Source organism: Prevotella sp. 885 (assembly GCF_002265625.1).
Taxonomy (GTDB): Bacteria; Bacteroidota; Bacteroidia; order Bacteroidales; family Bacteroidaceae; genus Prevotella.
In genome coordinates, this window is record NZ_NOVE01000002.1 from 108,882 (window position 1) to 127,920 (window position 19,039).

General features: G+C 49.9%; 15 protein-coding genes. 2 read left to right on the plus strand and 13 right to left on the minus strand.

The window, feature by feature from the left end; translation table 11 throughout:
• Positions 1-167 precede the first annotated feature (167 nt).
• From infB to CHL74_RS15475, 7 genes are all read right to left on the minus strand, one after another.
• Positions 168-3,056 (minus strand): translation initiation factor IF-2, encoded by a 2,889-nt coding sequence (gene infB / locus CHL74_RS01245; RefSeq protein WP_094879315.1) that lies wholly within the window; start codon positions 3,054-3,056, stop codon positions 168-170.
• A gap of 234 nt (positions 3,057-3,290) precedes the next feature.
• Positions 3,291-4,547, minus strand: coding sequence for a transcription termination factor NusA (gene nusA / locus CHL74_RS01250; RefSeq protein WP_094879316.1), 1,257 nt, complete (start codon positions 4,545-4,547; stop codon positions 3,291-3,293).
• Positions 4,548-4,550: 3 nt separating this feature from the next.
• Positions 4,551-5,018, minus strand: a complete 468-nt coding sequence (rimP, locus tag CHL74_RS01255; RefSeq protein ID WP_094879317.1) for a ribosome assembly cofactor RimP — start codon at positions 5,016-5,018, stop codon at positions 4,551-4,553.
• Positions 5,019-5,204: 186 nt separating this feature from the next.
• Complete coding sequence (locus CHL74_RS16070; protein ID WP_094879318.1) at positions 5,205-6,866, minus strand: BspA family leucine-rich repeat surface protein; 1,662 nt, start codon at positions 6,864-6,866, stop codon at positions 5,205-5,207.
• Positions 6,867-6,871: 5 nt separating this feature from the next.
• Positions 6,872-7,321, minus strand: coding sequence for a BspA family leucine-rich repeat surface protein (locus CHL74_RS01265; protein WP_094879397.1), 450 nt, complete (start codon positions 7,319-7,321; stop codon positions 6,872-6,874).
• Between the two features lie 303 nt (positions 7,322-7,624).
• Positions 7,625-8,038 carry a hypothetical protein gene (locus CHL74_RS01270; RefSeq protein ID WP_094879319.1) on the minus strand — a complete coding sequence of 138 codons (414 nt, stop codon included), beginning with the start codon at positions 8,036-8,038 and terminating at the stop codon, positions 7,625-7,627.
• Between the two features lie 99 nt (positions 8,039-8,137).
• Positions 8,138-8,320, minus strand: a complete 183-nt coding sequence (locus CHL74_RS15475; protein ID WP_141241191.1) for a hypothetical protein — start codon at positions 8,318-8,320, stop codon at positions 8,138-8,140.
• 1,293 nt (positions 8,321-9,613) lie between these two features.
• On the opposite strand from CHL74_RS15475, the gene CHL74_RS01275 reads away from it, so the two are divergent.
• Complete coding sequence (locus CHL74_RS01275) at positions 9,614-9,952, plus strand: hypothetical protein (protein WP_094879320.1); 339 nt, start codon at positions 9,614-9,616, stop codon at positions 9,950-9,952.
• Between the two features lie 476 nt (positions 9,953-10,428).
• Here the strand turns inward: CHL74_RS01275 and CHL74_RS01280 are convergent, their stop codons facing one another.
• Complete coding sequence (locus tag CHL74_RS01280; protein ID WP_094879321.1) at positions 10,429-10,788, minus strand: hypothetical protein; 360 nt, start codon at positions 10,786-10,788, stop codon at positions 10,429-10,431.
• 114 nt (positions 10,789-10,902) lie between these two features.
• On the opposite strand from CHL74_RS01280, the gene CHL74_RS01285 reads away from it, so the two are divergent.
• On the plus strand, positions 10,903-12,627 hold the full coding sequence (locus CHL74_RS01285) for a tetratricopeptide repeat protein (protein ID WP_094879322.1): 1,725 nt from the start codon (positions 10,903-10,905) through the stop codon (positions 12,625-12,627).
• A gap of 15 nt (positions 12,628-12,642) precedes the next feature.
• On the opposite strand, the gene CHL74_RS01290 is transcribed toward CHL74_RS01285, so the two are convergent.
• The 5 genes from CHL74_RS01290 to CHL74_RS01310 form a co-directional block, all read right to left on the minus strand.
• A complete protein-coding gene (locus tag CHL74_RS01290; protein WP_094879323.1) occupies positions 12,643-14,424 on the minus strand; it encodes a murein hydrolase activator EnvC family protein in 1,782 nt (593 codons plus the stop codon).
• A gap of 30 nt (positions 14,425-14,454) precedes the next feature.
• Positions 14,455-15,348, minus strand: a complete 894-nt coding sequence (locus CHL74_RS01295) for a DUF4292 domain-containing protein (RefSeq protein WP_094879324.1) — start codon at positions 15,346-15,348, stop codon at positions 14,455-14,457.
• A gap of 83 nt (positions 15,349-15,431) precedes the next feature.
• Entirely contained in the window at positions 15,432-17,273 is a 1,842-nt protein-coding gene (locus tag CHL74_RS01300; protein WP_094879325.1) for a tetratricopeptide repeat protein, read from the minus strand.
• Positions 17,274-17,282: 9 nt separating this feature from the next.
• Entirely contained in the window at positions 17,283-17,720 is a 438-nt protein-coding gene (dut, locus tag CHL74_RS01305) for a dUTP diphosphatase (protein WP_094879326.1), read from the minus strand.
• Positions 17,721-17,757: 37 nt separating this feature from the next.
• Positions 17,758-18,936, minus strand: a complete 1,179-nt coding sequence (locus CHL74_RS01310; RefSeq protein WP_094879327.1) for a TlpA disulfide reductase family protein — start codon at positions 18,934-18,936, stop codon at positions 17,758-17,760.
• Positions 18,937-19,039 lie beyond the last annotated feature (103 nt).

The following is a 19,039-nucleotide window of genomic DNA, read 5'->3' on the forward strand; positions in this document are numbered from 1 at the left end:
ACAAATATACAAGAACTTTTTGAGCTGACAAAGGAGATATCTCGTTTTTATGGTAATCTTGTCGTAGGCTGCCCTAACAAAAAAGGCTTTAATGCTGGCCCTTTGAGATTCTGTTCTCGCTTGACCGGCATTAAAGCCTTCTTTATTTTTGATGATTTCTTTGTCTCTTAGAGAGTCTGCTTCACCTCAATCTCGGTGAAGGTCTCGAGGATATCACCCTGCTGGATGTCGTTGAAGTTGACGAGAGAGATACCGCACTCGAAGTTGGCGGCCACCTCCTTCACGTCGTCCTTGTAACGCTTCAGGGCTGCAATCTCCGCTGTGTGAACGACGATACCGTCGCGAACCACACGAGCCTTGTCCGAACGGTGAACCTTGCCCTCGGTGACGTACGCACCGGCAACAGTGCCGACCTTCGAGATCTTGTAGACCTCGCGTACCTCCACCTGACCGGTAATTACTTCCTTCTTAACCTTGTCGAGCATACCGATCATGGCAGACTTAACGTCGTCGATGGCGTCGTAGATGACAGAGTAAGTGTTGATCTCCACGCCTTCCTGCTCAGCCAGCTTGCGTGCGGCAGCCGAAGGACGAACCTGGAAGCCCACGATGATGGCGTCGGAAGCGTCGGCGAGCGTTACGTCGCTCTCCGAAATCTGACCCACTGCCTTGTAGATGACGTCCACCTTGATCTTCTCCGTAGACATCTTGATGAACGAATCGGAGAGAGCCTCGATACTACCGTCGGTGTCACCCTTGACGATGATGTTAAGCTCCTTGAACGATCCGAGAGCGATACGGTGTGAGATGTCAGACAGCGTAAGACGCTTCTGGGTACGCAGACCCTGCTCGCGCTGGAGCTGCAGACGCTTGTTGGCGATGTCGCGTGCCTCCTGCTCGGTCTCGAGCACGTGGAACGAGTCACCGGCTGTCGGTGCTCCGTTGAGGCCGAGGATGATGGCAGGCTCTGCGGGTCTTGCGCTCTCGATGCGCTGGTTACGCTCGTTGAACATGGCCTTGATACGGCCCCATGATGTTCCGGCGATAAGGTTGTCGCCTACGCGCAGCGTACCGTTGCTTACGAGCACCGTAGATACGTAGCCGCGACCCTTGTCGAGTGACGACTCGATGATTGATCCCGTAGCCTTACGGTTGGGGTTGGCCTTGAGGTCGAGCATTTCAGCCTCGAGCAATACCTTCTCAAGCAGCTCGCTGATGCCCACGCCCTTCTTGGCGCTGATCTCCTGACACTGATACTTGCCGCCCCATTCCTCCACGAGGAGGTTCATGCCGGCGAGTTCCTCGCGTACACGGTCGGCATTGGCTCCCGGCTTGTCTATCTTGTTGATGGCGAACACCATCGGTACGTTGGCAGCCTGGGCGTGTGCGATGGCCTCCTTGGTGGTGGGCATCACGGCGTCGTCGGCAGCGATGATGATGATGGCGATATCCGTAACCTGAGCACCGCGGGCACGCATGGCGGTGAACGCCTCATGACCCGGAGTATCAAGGAACGTAATCTTGCGTCCGTCCTCCAACTGTACGTTGTAGGCACCGATGTGCTGTGTGATGCCGCCCGCCTCACCGGCGATGACGTTGGTCTTGCGGATATAGTCGAGGAGTGATGTCTTACCATGGTCGACGTGTCCCATTACGGTAACGATCGGTGCACGCGGCACGAGGTCGTTCTCGTCGTCCTCCACCTCTGTGATGGCTTCCTGCACTTCTGCGCTGACGTATTCTGTCTTGAAGCCGAACTCCTCAGCCACGAGGTTGATGGTCTCGGCGTCGAGGCGCTGGTTGATTGACACCATGATGCCGACACTCATAAGTGTGCCGATAACCTGGTTTACAGACACGTTCATCATCGTAGCGAGCTCGGATACTGTCACGAACTCGGTGAGCTTCAGTGTCTTGCTCTCCTTCTTCTCCTCGCGACGCTCCTCATTCATCTTCTCCTGAGCAGCCTCACGTTTCTCCTTACGATACTTTGCGCCCTTCTTGTTCTGGCTCTGCTTGTTGGTAAGGCGTGCGAGCGTCTCCTTCACCTGACGTGCTACGTCCTCTTCGCTTACCTCAGCCGGCTTCTGCTGGCCGCGGTTACGGTTCTTCTTCTTGTTCTTTCCGCTTCCGCCGCCGTTACCTCCGGCGTTGGTGTTCTTTCCGCCCTGGTTTGCTCCGGGCTGGTTGGATGCAGCGTTGATGTCCACGCGCACCTTGTTGATGCGTTCGCGCTTCTTCTTGTTGTCGGCTCCGTTTCCGCCGCGCTGCTGCTGCGCCTTGTTCTCGCGCTCCTTGCGCTTCTCTTCCTTCGATTTCTTCTTGGGTCGGGTGCTCTGGTTGAGCGTAGAGAGGTCAATCTTTCCGAGGATGTTCACCTTCGGAGTGTTGATAATCTTCTTTTCGCTCTTGGTGGTGAAGAGCGTGGTTTCCGACTTCTGGTTGTCTGCCGGCTGCGTCGTAGCTGCTTCGGCGGCCGCTGCATTGTTTACAGACTTCGGCTCTTTGTTTTCTTGTTTGTTCTCTTGTTTCTGAACCACGGGCTTTTGATTTTGTATGTTTTCAGCTTTCTCTTTAGCTGTAGTTGTGGCAGCAGGAGCTGAGGCGCCCTGCACCGGTGCTTCTTTCTTTCTGTCGCCTTCCGACGGCTTCTGACTGACGGCAGCAGTCTTTGCCTGAGGCTTGGCGTGAGTCTCAGGCTTGTCGGTCTTGGGGGATGATTTCTGTGCGGCTGGTTTGCGTCCTATGCTGTCAAGGTCGATCTTTCCCAGCGGCTTGTATTGCTGCGGGGTGGACGAAGAGTGACTCTTCTCGGCACGGCTTTCGTCCTTGCCTTTCTTCTCCTTCGGCTTCTTCTGCAAGAGCTTCTCGGCCTGATTGCGCACCTCCTTGTCCTGCTGGAACGCTCCGACCAGTGCGTCGTACTGTGCGTCGGTCAGCTTGAAGCTCGGCTCCGCCTTCACTTCTCCCAGTTCGCTTCTCTTTTCGAGGAACTCCACTGCCGTCTGGAGTCCGATGTTCAACTCTCGTAATGCTTTGTTTAACCTGATGCTCATGTTTTGTCGTTTTAAAAGTAAAAGAGTAAAGAAGTAAAAGAGTAAAACGTCTGTCTATTCTTGCCTGCCGCATTCCATGGCTGGCGTTACTTCTAAACGTCTTTTCTTTTGCTTTAATAATAATTATCTGTTAGTGTAGGGAGGCGGCTTCCGCACGTCTCCTTATGATACCCGCTAAGGGAGCTTCAAAAAACAGCTTGTTTTTGAGACTCCCTTATCTTGCTGTGCCGATTCTTATTCGAACTCGGCGCGCAGCACCTTGAGCACGTTGTCGACGGTCTCTTCCTCGAGGTCTGCTTTCTCAACGAGCATGTCGCGGGGAGCTCCGAGCACTGCCTTGGCGGTGTCCAGTCCGATGCCCTTGATGGCGTCGATAACCCACTGGTCTATCTCGTCAGAGAACTCGTCGAGGTAGATGTCCTCGTCAGCCTCCTCTTCGCTTACCTCACGGAAAACGTCGATGGTATACTCGGTGAGCATTGACGCGAGCTTGATGTTCATACCGCCGCGTCCGATGGCGAGGCTCACTTCCTCCGGCTTGAGGTATACCTCTGCCTTGTGGTTCTCCTCGTCCACCTTGATGGTGGAAACCTTGGCGGGTGCAAGTGCGCGCTGGATGAACAGCTTGGTGTTGCCGGTGTAGTTGATTACGTCGATGTTCTCGTTGCAAAGCTCACGGACGATGCCGTGAACGCGGCTACCCTTCACGCCGACGCATGCTCCGACGGGGTCGATGCGGTCGTCGAAGCTCTCCACTGCTATCTTGGCGCGCTCTCCCGGCATACGTGCTATGCGGCGGATGGCGATGACGCCGTCGTTGATTTCGGGCACCTCAGCCTCGAGCAGACGCTGCAGGAAGGTAGAGCTGGTACGTGAGAGGATAATCTTCGGGTTGTTGTTGTCGTTGGTGACGCGCTCTATGACGGCGCGGATGGTTTCGCCCTTACGATATACGTCGCCCGGAATCTGCTCTGCCTTGGGGAGAATCAGCTCGTTGTTCTCGTCGTCCACTACGAGCACCTCGCGCTTCCACACCTGATAAACCTCGGCTGCGATAACCTGTCCCACGCGGTCCTTATACTTGTTGTAGAGCGAGTCGTGCTCCAGTTCAAGAATCTTGGAAGCGAGAGTCTGACGGAGGTTAAGGATGGCACGGCGTCCGAACTTGGCGAATTCCACCTTCTCAGACACGTCCTCGCCGACCTCATAGTCCGCCTCAATCTTGCGTGCCTCTTTCAGCGAAATCTGCTTGTTCTCGTCCTCCACCTCTCCGTCTGCCACAACCACGCGGTTGCGATAGATCTCGAAGTCGCCCTTGTCGGGATTCACGATCACGTCGAAGTTTTCGTCACTGCCGAATATCTTTGCCAGAACGTTGCGGAAGCTTTCCTCCAGAACGCTCACGAGTGTCGTGCGGTCGATGTTCTTGGTTTCCTTGAACTCCTTGAAGGAGTCGAACATGCTGACTGTCTCGTCTTTTTTTGCTGCCATAGCTTATTTGAAATTTATTAAGTATTTTGTATATTTCACTGTGTCCATCTGGAAGGTGCGGTCCACGCTGACGAGCTGCGGTCTCTTCTTGCCTTCCACTTTCTGCTTCTCCTCCACGGTCACCGTGAAGTCGCCACCGTCGACGCTCTTTAGAACGCCCTTGTATTTCTTTCCGTCGGCGTCGAGCACCTCGACGTCCTTACCTACGAAGCAGTGGTATTGCTGCGGCACCTTAAAGGGCTGTCCCAGTCCGGCGGATCCTACTTCCAGTTCGTAGTCTTCCTCGTCGCGGCTGAGGTGGTCTTCGATGTAACGGCTCAGGGCAACGCAGTCTTCAATCCACACTCCGTCAGCGTGGTCTATCTCTACTACGATGCGGTCGTCGGGGCTTATCTCGATGTCAACAAGGAAATACTCCTTGCCGTCAAGCCACTCTTCAACAATACTTCTTACGGTGTCTTTACTTATCATACATTATTTATTAGAATAAAAAATGAGGAGCTCTCTCGGAGCCCCTCATTCCACTGAACGATGCAAAGTTACGAATTTTTCGCAACGTAGGCAAGCGTTTGCCTGTATTTTCTGTGCTGTTTGGTCTGTTTCTGTACTTTCATAGCCAAGTTTGGACCATTTATGCCATGCTTGACAAAACAAACTTTACTTCATGAGCACCTTTGTTGTCCTGTTGCCACGCTTCATGATGTTTATGCCCTTTTGTGGCGCATTCAGGCGACGACCACCCATGTCGTAGTATTCTGCAGAGATGTTGTCCGTTGCCGAAACTGCATCAATACCGGTTGATGCTTTATATGTGAAATAGCCTGTGGTATAGTTCGCCATCTCCTTACCCACCTTGTTTTCGTCATAAGGCACAGCGCCCACAAGTTTCTTGCATTCCCCAAACATACTTCTATCCTCTAAACAAGCGGTAGTCACAAACTTATCGCTTGCATAGATAATAGCGAGGTTGCTACAAGCATAGAACATAGCACTCATATCCGTCACGTTCTGTGTGTTGAAATTTGATAAATCAAGGGAGGTGAGGTTGCTACATTGGAACATACAATAAATATCCGTCACATTCTGTGTGTTGAAATTAGATACATCAAGGGAAGTGAGGTTGCTACATCCACTGAACATAAAACCCATATTCGTCACGTTCTGTGTGTTGAAATTAGATACATCAAGGGAGGTGAGGCTCGTACAAGTATAGAACATACCACCCATATCCATTACGTTCTTTGTGTCGAATTTTGAGACATCAAGGGAGGTGAGACTCTCACAACTACTGAACATACTACGCATATCAGTTACGTTCTGTGTGTCGAATTTTGAGACATCAAGAGAGGTGAGGTTGCCACATTCATAGAACATAAGACGCATATCCGTCACGTTCTTTGTGTCGAATTTTGAGACATCAAGGGATGTGAGGTTGCTACATTCATTGAACATAGCAGACATATCCGTCACGTTCTGTGTGTTGAAATTAGATACATCAAGGGATGTGAGGTTCTCACAATTACTGAACATAAAACGCATATCAGTAATGTTCTTTGTGTCGAATTTTGAGACATCAAGAGAGGTGAGGTTTCTACAAGCTCTGAACATAAAACTCATATCAGTAACGTTTTTTGTGTCGAATTTTGAGACATCAAGAGAGGTGAGGGTCTCACAATTACTGAACATAAAACGCATATCAGTCACATTCTTTGTATCGAAGTTAGAGACATCAAGAGAAGTGAGATTTTCACAACCAGAGAACATTTCAGACATATTCGTTACTTTTTCAGTGTTGAACTTAGAGACATCAAGTGAGGTAAGAGCAATACTGTTAGTAAACATGGCTTGCATATTCGTCACATTATTAGTGTCAAAATTAGAGAGATCTAGTGAGGAAAGGGCTGTGCATACAGCAAACATTCCACCCATATCCGTCACATTATGCGTTTTGAAAGCAGAGAGATCAAGCGAAGTGAGAGCGGTGCAAACATTAAACATTCCTCTCATATTTGTCACATTTCTCGTGTCGAAGTTAGAAAGATCAAGTGAAGTGAGTTTTTGACATTGTGCAAACATAAAACTCATGTCTGTCACATTTCTGGTATCAAACTTAGAGACATCGAGTGAGGTGAGGTTGCTACAACCATAAAACATATAAAGCATATAAGTCACATTCCTGGTATCAAGCTTAGAGACATCGAGTGAGGTGAGGTTGTTACAACCATAAAACATATTAGCCATATTAGTCACATTCCTGGTATCAAAATTAGAGACATTAAGGGAAGTGAGCTTATTACAGGCAATAAACATGTTCGTCATGTCCGTCACATTTTTGTTTTAAAATTAGAAAGATCGAGTGAGGTTAGGCTCAGACAATTACTGAACATGGAGTTCATGTTCGTCACTTTCTCGGTGTTAAGATATTCGAGTCCCTCGATAGTTGTTAAATCTTTGCATGCAAAGAACCATGCATAACAATTCGTTGGACGAGCATTGGCGAAAGAGGGATCGAAGACAACTTTCGTAATGTTGTTTTTATTATACTCGGTACCGTCTCCATCATACCAAGCGGGAAAAGTTTTGTCCTCATTCATTGAGAACGCTCCTGCGGGTTTATTTGCATCGTGTTTGAAGGTCAGCGTTCCTGCTGCATTATCTAACACGGCATACGACTCTGTCGTTTGAGCGAACATGTTGCTACTCCATACGGGTAGACAGACAACAATCGCAAGCAGAAGGCGAGCAATTGGGAGAAGTAAAAGTTTCGTTTTCATAATCGTTTAGTTTTTTAATTAATAGTTTTGTGTTATGCGAAGCTTTTTATACTTGCACCTCACTTGTGTAATAACGTATAGGTTAACATCGCAAAGATAACGTTTTTTTAGGATAATTCAACCTAAAAGTTGCCGGATTTAGAAAGTTTTAGGTTAAATCAACCTAAAACTTGTTAGATTGGATGTGTTTTAGGTTGATTTAACCTAAAACTTTTTCCTTGCCGAAGCATCACTGTGCCAACAAAAGCCGCATAACTCGGATTGACTGACAGTCCGAAGTTATGCGGCAACATTATATTATTCTCATTTTCTCTTCAATTGTCTCAGCATTCCCTTCAATGGCTCGATGAATCTTGCTATTGTGCATATTGCAAGGTACAGTAACAGTATGTAGCTTATACCTTGATGAAAGTACCAACATGTAGCGAGACCCAGAACAGCTATTGCTACGTCAATCATGTATTCGTTATTGCTGTTGCATATCGCATTGCCAAGGACTCTGATGCCATTCTCCTTATATAACCTTCTGGATCGCTTAAATGCTTTAATCGCCCAAACTATCGTGATTATGAGATCGATAAGGCATACTATGAAGAGTTCGAACTCAAGCTCTTCTGGCCAACCGTAAATAATGGGATCAAGAGCCGTGTCTAATGCTATAAATACCAAGAATCCCTTTATGATGATTCTATCTTTAAGACTTAATTCCATGTTCATTTTATTTGCTTTTTTGTTGGTTTTAGGCTGAGTGGTACGGCTTCAAACCGTACCTCCTACGTTAGCCAATACTGTTGATTATCTCTCACGCGTAGCCGATTATATATGCGGCTCCACTGTCTTGCTGAATCTTGTCATGTCGCCGACCTGCTCAGTATGTCTTGTATGCTGCTGCTCCTCCCATACGTCTTCGTAGTCGTCCTTTGAGCAAGAGGTTGTCACGAGTGCTATAGCTGCGAAAATGCAGAATGACAATACATTTAATACTCTGTTCTTTCTCATAATGATCGGTATTTAATTGTTAGTTATTTGTTTTCTCTGCCGCAAAATTAGTTCATCTGCAATGCGCAGCAAAACTTTTGTTGTTTCATGTTGTTTCAAGGATGAAAGATTTATTTTACAAGTGGATAAAACGTTGATAATAAAGCGGATAACACTTGTGGTAGATATGAATGAAAAACAAGCTTTTTGGTGGTGTGTGAAACAAATGTAACAATAGAATGCCGATTAGCTTACGTTTTCACAGCAGCCAAGGTAAACCGTAGGAGGCTATGGCGTCCCGCCGTAGCCCCGCAGCCTTCCATAGCATAATGCTATCTTATACTCGAGTACTGCAAGATTGGTGGTATATAGTATATGTTGCTTTGGTCAGCGCCGTGTCCCGAGGGGACACGTATCCATCAGAAACCCACTGCAAGCTCCGAAGGAGCGCAGCTGTGGGATAATCGTCCGCTCACCCTCTCTTGGTTCCGCAAAGCGGGACCGACTACCATCCTCAACATCATCGGGGATGCGTCAGTCCCCCTCCGGGGAACTATATGGGGTGGAAGTGTCGCACGTACCCACAGCTGCGCTGCTTCGCAGCTTGCAGTGGGTTTCATAATATAGGTCCCGCTTTGCGGAACCAGCAGCTCATACTTGAGATCATGTCCGTGGGTGCGTGGCTACGGCGAGACGCCATAGCCTCCTAAGTTTGTCCTGCAAGCTCATATATTGCTGTAATACGTAACTTTGTACCACCAAGAAAAAGCTTAAAATTCCTGACTCTTCGGCGGTTCTGCTGACACAATATTTGCATTCCTAATGCTCAATACTATGAGTTCAGCGCACAACAAAATCTTCGGTGCGAAATTCTTGAGTTTTGAGCACTTGGGGACAATGCGTTTATACACAGTGAGTTATGCGGTTCTCAGACGTAGCACTATGAAATCAGACTCTCAAAAGAGCCGTTTTTTGTTGCAATAGCGCCACTTTTACACTCCAATAGTGCCACTATTATCATGCAATAGCGCCACTTTTACACTCTAATAGTGGCACTTTCACAGTGTAAAAGTGGCTCTATCGTTAAGTATGGTTGCTGTTTGTACGTCAAAACACCGTAAAAACAGTAATCCGGAACTCTAGAATCAATTTTTATTTTGTAACATGTTTTTACTCTTTAGACGATATTTGCATTTCGGACATGAAGACATGTTTTTTAGACAAGAAGACATGAAGAACATGTTTTTTTTAGTTATGTTTTCCTGTCAAAGGAAAATTATTATCTTTGTAAGCAAACTATAAATCACCGTTACTATGATAAAGACGATTATCCTTATAGCTGTGCTCACCCTGCTGAGTCAGTGGGAAGTGAAGCTGCGAATGAAGAGGGAGGGTGCATCGAAGGAGTATACCGTCCTGCAGCATGTAGTTGACTTCACCGTCATGATGCAGTGGGGAGCCATTCTCTCCGCCATCACCGACCATGACTATCCCTTCTCCACCACCATCCCCTTCTCTGTCCTCGCCATCATAGCCGGCATCTATTCGCTATATTATGGACGTGTAAAGGGGCTGCAGGGCGAAAAGACAAAGATCCTGATGATCTTGGTTGTCGTAATACTGGCGAACCTCAAATGCCTCGTGTTTGATTGACCAGATTATATATCATACCAGCACATTGCCGCGTAAGGCAGGGCTTTGACAAAAACCAGACTCCACAGTCCGTTTGTTATTTTCGAGCCTTCGGCAATTTCTTTATGGTATATATGGTCTTATGAGAACAAGTTCTCACGCCCATATATACCATAAAGAAATGAGAGGCTGTCGCCTCTCTCGAAAATCACAAACGGAAAACCTTTCAAAACACAAGGTATCGGACGGCATCCGCCTTCCTAATTCGGGTGTTGCACACCTGTTTGTGTTTTCTTTGTTTTTTCCGCTTATGGGCGCGTGCTGTGCACAAATAAAAGGCTTTACGTTAGGTTGTCGAGAACTTGTTCTCGTAAGACCTAATGTAAAGCCTTTTGTTTAAACCCGATAGGGTTTGCGCCCATAAGCGGATTGTGGATAAAGGTTTTTGTCAAAGCCCTGCCTTAAATATTACATTCAAAGCACCAATAATCAGAGGATTACATCCTTACGAGGTGCATGACAAGCTTGTCGAACTGTGACGGTATGAATCGGATTACCTTGATTATCATCTTTGTGAAACCCTGCAGCAGGGAAGCATACCACTTCTTGCCGGCACGTTCGTCCATGTTGGAGGACGGAGCGCTCTCGCTGGTAAAGTCGGTGAACGTGGTGATGATATTGCTTTCCACATTCTTCTTCACCGGCTTGATGGCATAACCCATTCCGATGTTGCAACTTGCAACAAGCGTCTGCTCCACGTCAGCCAACAGTCTGCTGTCAGCACTTGCTCTCTGCGGAACCGAGATGGAGGCGAGAGCCATTATGGTGCATAAGATATAGCATACGGATTTCTTCATAGTGGTAGGTTTTGTTATTATGTTTACAAAGATATAACTTTTTGTTTGTATAACAAAATATTTGTACTTTTGTATTCGTATTTTTTATCATTTAAAACCTAACTGAACATTATTATGACACGCATATTACTGGTATTCATCCTCCTTCTTTCGCTTTTTTCGTGTGGTGAAAGCCGTATGGAGAAGACGATGGAGAGGATACGGACCGTTAGCGACTCTGATACGAAGGCGGCAGCGAGGATGATGGACAGCATCTCCGTGGAGGTGAAGTCGGGGACGGAGTATACGAGAATGAGGTATGACCTGCTGAAGATTCGCATCGACGACAAGAACGATGTGAAGCCGATGTCTGACAAGATGATTGCTTACCTCGTGAAATACTTCGAGGAGAACGGCAATAATACAGACCGTCAGGAGGCTTATTTCTATGCCGGCAGCGTCTATCGCGACCTTAACGACACGCCGAGATCCATCGACTACTTCCAGAAATCCATTGACGTTATGGCTGACTCTGATCGTACCGACTCGCTGCTGATGCGCAATGCCTACTCCAATCTTTATTATCTCTTCTACAATGTGCAGGACTATAAGAACGCTTTGGCGATGGCAGAGAAGGAATATGCCTTGTCGCTTGAGCTGCGCAGTCTGTCCGTTACTACGCTGATGCACCTCGGCAATGCGTGTCTTGCGACGGACGACGAGCCGAAAGCGATGAAATGCTTTGACGATGTGCTGCGTCAGGTGAAGCAAAGCGGTGCCTTGCAGCAGGGCGACATTCCTTATGTGCTGCTCTATAGCTATGCCAATTCGGGCAGGAAGGTAAAGGCACGGGAGTGTTTCGGACTGACGGAGAAGGCTTTGCCAAGGCGTAACGACGCGCTTGCATGCAACGCAAGGGGCGAATATTACAGGCTTATGGGGATGACGGACGACGCAATAGCGTGTTATCGGACCATCCTGAAGGAATCGAAAGACGAGTATAACATGTATGATGCGGCTAAGGCTCTCTTCCTTCTGTATACGGAGAAGGGAGATGTGGCGGCTGCCAACTGGTGCGGAAAGGAATTTGTAAGACTCACGGAGAGGCTCGATCTTGCTCAGAACCAGTTGCGTGCTGCCACGGTGAACAACCGCTACCAGTATCATCTCGACCGTGAAAGCGTGCTCAAGACCGAACGGGAGCGTGCGCTGTATATGAATATCGCTGCGTATGCGGCGCTGTTCGCTATGGTGGCGGCGTTCACGTTCGTGGTGGTATATATGCGTAAGAAGAATAAGGCGCTGAAAATGCAACTCGCCCTTAACGACCGTCTCAACTCGATGAAGACCCAACTGTCTGACATCCGAGAGGAGACAAAGCGTAAAGAGCGAATGATAGAGGACGTAAAGGCTGACCTTGCCGACCGCGAAACCAATCTGATGAATGTAGGAGAGGAGTTGCAACGTAATGAGCAACTGCTCGCCGATATGAAGAAGCGCCTCGCTGACAAGATGAGACAGAGCGAGACGCTTATGCAGATGCTGCAACAGGCAGAGATGGAGGATGCCGCCGGTGACGTCGTGGCGGCTGTGCGCAAGTCGGCTGAGGGCAAGAAGAAGCTCTCGGCAGGGGAGTGGCGACAGCTGATTTCTGCCGTTAACAGCCTGCATCCCGACTTCAAGGACCTGCTGCTCCAGCGCAATGAAGGTCTGACGGAGCAGCAGGTGCAGGTGTGCTATCTTATGCGAATAGGACTGACGGGTCCGCAGATAAATAATGTAGTGGACATTTCGCGCACTACAGTATGGCGCTGGACCCAAGCCTACAGATGGATTTACAGTATTGAGGACCCTAATTAGGGTCGCGTCAATACTTTATCTTCCAATCCATGCCTCAGGATTGAGGCGGCTCTGGAGCTTGCGAAGCTGGAACTGAAGGATATGGTCAGATCCTACGGTGCCCAGTCCTTGGCGTGTGGAGACGCGCTGTCCCTTATGTACGCTTACCGAACTGAGGTTGCAGTATACGGAGATGTAGACGCCGTGTCTTACCATTACCACGTACGAACCGCCGTAATTGAAGACTGCACTGACCTCGCCGTCGTAGATGGAGCGTGCCTGACAGCCCGGTTGTCCCATGATGTTGATGCCCTTATTGTCGATGGTTACGCCCGAAAGACCTGCCACGGAGTTCTGTCCGTAGTGGCTTACGATGCGTGCGCTACCCGTGATAGGCATCGGAAGACGACCCTTGTTCTGCTCGAAACCGCCCGACATCATGCGGTCAACTGACGACATGCTTCGGCTTTCCTCCACGTTCTTCTTCGCTTCGGCTATCTCTCTTGTGGAGCGCTGCTCGTCGGCTTTGGCCTTGCGCTCCATAGCCTGACGCTCAGCTTCCGCCTCACGTGCTCTTTGTTCGGCAGCTGCCTTTCTCTCGGCAGCTTCTCTTGCCGCTTCGTTGGCTTGCTGCTGAGCGCGTGCCTTAGCCTCTGCGTCACGCTGGCGCTGTGCTTCGGCTCGTGCGGCAGCCTCTCTTTCCTGTGCAGCACGTGCTTCTGCTTTGGCTCTTGCCTCGGCTTCCCTTGCCTCGCGCAGACGGCGCTCGTTCTCAAGGCGAGCCTTCTCAGCCGCAGCCTTCTTGCGTGCGAGCTCTTCCTCACGACGTTTCTTGGCGGCAGCCTCCGCTGCAGCCTTGCGCTTGGCTTCCTCAGCGGCACGCACACGAGCCTTCTCCACCTCGATGGCAATAAGACGGTCAATCTGTGCGTTTATGGCTGCGGCATCCTTGCGCTGCTTGTCGATGACGGTCTTGATGGTCTTCTGCTGTTTCTGCAGCGATGTCACCACCTGCTGCTGCTCCTGCTGCTTTCCTTCAAGAGCCTTCTGCTCCTGCTTGCCCTTATAGAGCATGTTGTTCTTCTGACCCTTCACCTGCTGTAGCTGCTGGTGCTTGTCGTTCACCTGCGCCTGCTTAGCCTTCACCATCTCGCCCTGAGTCTTCTGCCAAGAGGCATATTCGCGGACAAAGCGCAGACGACGATACATCTGTACGAAGTTCTTTGCAGAGAAGATAAACATGAGACGGTCCTGCAATGTGTGGTTGCGGGTAAGGTAACGCATCGACTTCACGTACCTTGCCTTGCGCTCCTGCAGCTGCTGTTGCAGCGTGTTGAGCTGGGCATTGAGGATGCCGATGTTGCCGTCGATGTGATGAATGTCTTTCTGAATGCCGTCAATGTTCTGCTGATGACGGTCAATCTCGCTGTTTATCACCATCAGATCGCTGAGACGCTGCTTCACGTCAGCCTGGTTGGCACGCAGCGCAGCCTCCTGCTTCTTTATCTCCTTCTGCATGGCAGAGCGCATCGACTGCAGTCCGCGAATCTCCTCGGTGCTGTATTGTGCCTTGGACGACTTCTTTTTTCTTGTATTGGTCTTCTTCTTAGCCGTAGTCTTGCCCTTCTTTGCAGACGCAGCCTTTCCCTTCTGCACAGTCTTTCGCTGTGCCGTCTTATGGGTGGTGGTCTTCTTCTGCGTTGCCTTCTTCGTCGTGGAGGTCTTGCGCTGCTGCTCATTGCCGGCTACGTTGGTGGTGGCCGTAGTCGGGATGCAGAGCATTAATGCTGCTATTATGGTGATAATGAGATGCTTCATGTCTTTGTTTTGTAAGTGTGGTTGTAGCCTTTACTGTATGGAAAGGAGCTTTCCGAGGATGTCTTTCGCCTCTATCTTCTTGTATTTGGCAGACACCTCCGTCTTTGCGTCCCAGTCAGAAGAGGTCTTAGGCGAGCTCATTTTGACGGTAAGCTGTGCCGACTTCTGCTTTGCTCCGCTGCCCATGGTGACGTTAAACTGCTGTGTAAGGGGGAAAGCCTTGCCTCCGACGGTACGGAAATTGTCGTAAGTCCAGTGGAGTGAGGACGTGCCATACTGCTGGCTGCTGTACTTGACGTCCACTGCCTTGATGTTAGCGGTAGCCTTGCTGGCTGTCCAACGGTAGCTGATGTTGCCCTTCTTATACGTCACAGGCACGTCGGTGCTTATTTGTGCCAACTCGCAAGTAAGGCGGTCGAGCAGTCGTTCGCTTATATGGTTCTCGCCAGGGAGGAACAGCTCGTTCCAGAAAAGCGACTGGAGCGAGTAGAAGCTGATGCCGTTGTCGGCAAGAAAGCTGACCTCTTTGTACGAAGCCTTGATGTATTCCTTGTGATAACGGTCGATAAGGAGCACGTATTCGGGCGTGAAGTCGATGCGAGCTATCTCTGTGCGGATGATGGGGAGAAGCAGTTGCAGGCGTATAACCTCGTCGCGGCGCATGCTGATCTTGCCGTCGCAACTGAGATTCTTGCCACCTCCGACAAGGCGGAAGTCTGCGCTTGCCACAATGTTCTTCGTTGTAAGTGCTTGATTGGCAATGCGTCGGAGCATTTCCGTCTGCTCTTTATCTACGTGCTTGGTAGGCTTTGTGCTTGGTTTGGCGGTCTGTGTGGTCGGCGTAACAGTCTGTTCGGTAACAGCCTTCTTGCCCGCACAGGATGCGAACAGGACGACGAACAGTATCGGTAATATTCTCTTCATTTCCTTTATTTATCCTTTTCCTTAATGTCTATACCTTGTTATATATGTATGTTTACATGATGTCAGCCTCCTTTAGGTGAGGCTTAGTTTTTTGCGTCCACGCTCTTTGTCTTTATCTTGCGTGTCAGAACGGCCTTGTCGCCACCGCATTCGATGGCCTTCTGCCACAGTTCAGCGGCGCGTTCCTTCTCGCCCGACTTGCAGTAGATGTCGCCGGCGTGCTCAATGACCACTGCGCTCGGCACGGAATCGGTGTCGTTCTCCAGCGCACGGTCGATGTAAGCCTTTGCCTCGTCATATCTTTCGAGGAGATAAAGAATCCATGCGTAGGTGTCGAGATAAGTGGAATTGGTGGGTTCTGCCTCAATAGTCTTGCGGCTCATCGCCTCCGCTTTCTTCAGATCACCGTTTTTATCGGAGAGATAGTAGGCGTAATTGTTGAGCGCCATGATGTTGTCGTCCTTCCATTGCAGACAACTGTCGTAAGCGGCGAACGCCTTATCAGCCTCTTCAAGCTTCATGTATGAGTCGCCTATCATGGCATACATGTCGCTGATAAGGCCGGAATTGGGGTTTTTGTCAGCCGATGCCACGTTAATGCCAGTCTGCAATGTCTTGATGCTCTCGGGCAGACGGTCTTTCTGGAACTGAGCTATGGCGAGGAAATAGAAGAACGTCGGCTCCTCGGGGTTGTACTGTGTGCCCTGAAGAGCAAGCTTCTCCACCTTGTCCCACTTCATCCACAGGCGCTGAATGAGCTGCGAACGAGCCGTAAAATCGTCGGGAGCCACCTCCAAAGTGTGCATGAAAGCAGCGTTAACCGAGTCGGCTGGCATGCCAATCTTCTCCAGATAAACAGCCTTGATGTTGGAAAGGTCGGCGTCGTGTGGCGCTGCAGCCATCGTGCGGTCAATGATGGCAATCATAGCCGTAGAGTCGAGGTCCGTGCGGTCGCGGTTGTTGAGCACGTAGTCTACAAGCATCTTCGCCCTTGTCTCCGCGTCCGTCTTCGGGCTGAAGAGCATACGCTGCTTGATGCTGTCCGAGGCAGCCGTGTCGCCCGTACCTTTATAATAGTCAGCGAGCGAGTTAAGCGTGAAAGCATTCTCGCTGTCCAGCTTCAAAGCCTTCTGGAAGAAGCCGTAAGCCTCCTTCTTGCGGTCTTTCTGATAGAGCCAGTTGCCGAGCATAACCATATAGTTAGGCTCGAAAGGATGTTCGTCCACAATGCTCTTCAGAGTGCGGTACGAACTCTTCGTGTCGCCTATCAGCTCATAAATGCTCAGACGAGTGATGTCGTTGTCCTCGCTCTTGCCGTCCACCTTGTCCATGCGGTCAAGCGTAGAGAGCGCCTTGTCATAGTCTGTGCCGTGCAGATAGAGAGCAAGGAGAACGTTCAGCAAGTCGCTGCGGTCGCGGTGAGTGGTGTAGAACTTCTCCAAAGCGTGTATGGCTTTGTCGTATTTGCCCTGCTTGATGTAAGTGTTAGCCACGCTCTCGTTGTACGTATCGTTGTCTGGCTGGAGCTTTGAGGCACGCTTCATGTAGATAAAGGCGAGCGAGTCGTTGTCAGCATCAGAATAGATGTTCGACTTAAGGAAATACATCTCCGCCGCATCCTCCTTCGTCTTGGCGCAACTGTCAAGTATCAGTGAAGCCAACGAGTCGTTGCCGGCGTTGCGTTGGCACACCGCTTCGAGGAACATGCGGTCGAAGAGCGATGTGGAAACCAATAGCGAGTCGAGCGAAACCGGCGATATAGTGTCAGAGCACGTCGAGTCAGGGGCGGCAACGGTCTTCGCTGTCGTCTCGTCCTGAAGAATTGTCATGTCTGACAAGCTGCCGTGAAGGGCAGCGATGGCGGGGCATATAGCCATAAGGCAGACAGCCCCGAGAATGAAAATCTTTCTTATTGTCTTGTTCATTGTTGCTGTTTATTCCACGCCGGTGTGACCATATCCACCAGCTCCGCGCTCTGTATCGTCGAGCTCTTCCACTTCTATCAGCTCTGCCTGTTCATGTCTGGCCACCACCATCTGTGCGATACGCTCACCGGCGTTGATCACGAAGGGCGTGTCAGAGAGATTGATAAGCAGGACGCCAATCTCGCCGCGGTAGTCAGAATCGATGGTACCGGGAGAATTGAGCACCGTGATGCCGTGCTTGAGGGCAAGACCTGAGCGCGGGCGAACCTGAGCCTCGTAACCCTCGGGGAGGGCAATGTAGAGACCGGTGGGCACAATGCGACGCTCCAACGGACGCAGAGTGATGGGGTCTTCTATGTTTGCACGCAAGTCCATTCCTGCGCTCTGGGGGGTGGCGTATGCGGGCAGCTGCTGTGAGCCGCGGTTGATAATGCGAATCTTAGTCATGTTGATTGCTTGTCTTCTTTAATATTTAACCACTAAATTACAGTAAAGCCTTGATTTCAGCGTCTATATCCTTTATCTGTGCGTCACGCTTCACCACGTTGCAAGAGCGGTTGAGGAGGAAGAACGTCGGCACCTGCTGCACGTTATACATCTGCAGAACGCTGCTTGTGTTGTCGTCCACACGTGTGCTTATCCAGGGAAGGGCAGCTGTCTGTGTCTTCCAGAAGTGTTCGTCGCCGTCAATGGCCACCTGATAAATCTGGAAGCCCTGAGCGTGATACTTGTTATAAAGCTCGCGGAGCGACATGATGCGCTTCATTGAGTTCTGGTCAGCGAAGAGATGGAAATCGAGGAGCACCACGTTACCCTTAAGTGAAGAGAGGCTACGGGCTGCGCCAGTGTTATCGGTAAGAGTGAAGTCGAGGATGCCGCTGGTGTTCACCTTGCTTGCCTCAATCTCCTCAGCCTGCTGCTGCGAGCGCAGATAGCGCACGTCCTTCATGCCTTCAATGGCGATGTTGTGAAGGTTTTCGCCACGCTTCTCGTTAGGATAGAAGGTGTCCCAACTTGTTGCCACGGCACCGAACACCTTGATGTCCTGCTCCGAAGTGCGCGGATTGAAGAGCAATACGGGCTGTCCACCGGCGTAGATGGTCTGGAAAAGGGCGAAGTAAGACGACGCCTTCATCGGTGCCTTGAAGATATATTCAGTCTTAACACGAGTCTTATATGCCTCCACGATGCGCGAAACGCTGTCAGCGGCAGCCTGCGCGCCAAGCTCCGGATTGCGTGCGATGGCGTTCACCTGAGCCTGAAGTGAGCTTTGCATGAGCGAAAGTTCCTTTATGCGCTGGCAGTCCTCCGAGCCGCTGACCTCATACTGCGTAGCCATCTGCGGGTATTGTGCCTTAATGTTGATGGTCTCGGTGGAGTCGACGGCGATGTTGATGAACTGTCCGGCTATGCGCAGACGATAAAACTCAGGAGCCGTGGGCGCTGTTCCTTCGAAGGCGAACGTTCCGTCCTCGGAAAGCTTGGCGGAATCAATCTTCACGGCGCCGTCAAGTCCCATGTTCTCGAAGTAGAGTGTTGAGTCGGCAGCTCCGGTAATAGTGCCGTCGATGTGGAATTTCTTCTCGTTGCAAGAGGTCACGCCAGCCATGGCAGCAACAGCCAAGGCGAGTGTTATGACCTTGTGGAATAGTCTTGTATTCATTGTTTGTTATATAATATAATGTGTAGACGGGGCGTTTTATAACTCATTCAATATGCAAACTTACTAATTTTTATCCGTATTTGTCTGCTTTTGAATGAAAAAG

What these genes read in the sequence shown, in the direction of transcription:
- CHL74_RS01300 (WP_094879325.1), bottom strand. Translation starts at nt 17,273, where the DNA reads ATGAACAAGACAATAAGAAAGATTTTCATTCTCGGGGCTGTCTGCCTT.
- CHL74_RS01290 (WP_094879323.1), bottom strand. Translation starts at nt 14,424, where the DNA reads ATGAAGCATCTCATTATCACCATAATAGCAGCATTAATGCTCTGCATC.
- CHL74_RS01280 (WP_094879321.1), bottom strand. Translation starts at nt 10,788, where the DNA reads ATGAAGAAATCCGTATGCTATATCTTATGCACCATAATGGCTCTCGCC.
- CHL74_RS01285 (WP_094879322.1), top strand. Translation starts at nt 10,903, where the DNA reads ATGACACGCATATTACTGGTATTCATCCTCCTTCTTTCGCTTTTTTCG.
- rimP (WP_094879317.1), bottom strand. Translation starts at nt 5,018, where the DNA reads ATGATAAGTAAAGACACCGTAAGAAGTATTGTTGAAGAGTGGCTTGAC.
- CHL74_RS01310 (WP_094879327.1), bottom strand. Translation starts at nt 18,936, where the DNA reads ATGAATACAAGACTATTCCACAAGGTCATAACACTCGCCTTGGCTGTT.
- CHL74_RS01270 (WP_094879319.1), bottom strand. Translation starts at nt 8,038, where the DNA reads ATGAACATGGAATTAAGTCTTAAAGATAGAATCATCATAAAGGGATTC.
- CHL74_RS15475 (WP_141241191.1), bottom strand. Translation starts at nt 8,320, where the DNA reads ATGAGAAAGAACAGAGTATTAAATGTATTGTCATTCTGCATTTTCGCA.
- CHL74_RS01275 (WP_094879320.1), top strand. Translation starts at nt 9,614, where the DNA reads ATGATAAAGACGATTATCCTTATAGCTGTGCTCACCCTGCTGAGTCAG.
- nusA (WP_094879316.1), bottom strand. Translation starts at nt 4,547, where the DNA reads ATGGCAGCAAAAAAAGACGAGACAGTCAGCATGTTCGACTCCTTCAAG.
- CHL74_RS01295 (WP_094879324.1), bottom strand. Translation starts at nt 15,348, where the DNA reads ATGAAGAGAATATTACCGATACTGTTCGTCGTCCTGTTCGCATCCTGT.
- CHL74_RS16070 (WP_094879318.1), bottom strand. Translation starts at nt 6,866, where the DNA reads ATGACGAACATGTTTATTGCCTGTAATAAGCTCACTTCCCTTAATGTC.
- CHL74_RS01265 (WP_094879397.1), bottom strand. Translation starts at nt 7,321, where the DNA reads ATGAAAACGAAACTTTTACTTCTCCCAATTGCTCGCCTTCTGCTTGCG.
- infB (WP_094879315.1), bottom strand. Translation starts at nt 3,056, where the DNA reads ATGAGCATCAGGTTAAACAAAGCATTACGAGAGTTGAACATCGGACTC.
- dut (WP_094879326.1), bottom strand. Translation starts at nt 17,720, where the DNA reads ATGACTAAGATTCGCATTATCAACCGCGGCTCACAGCAGCTGCCCGCA.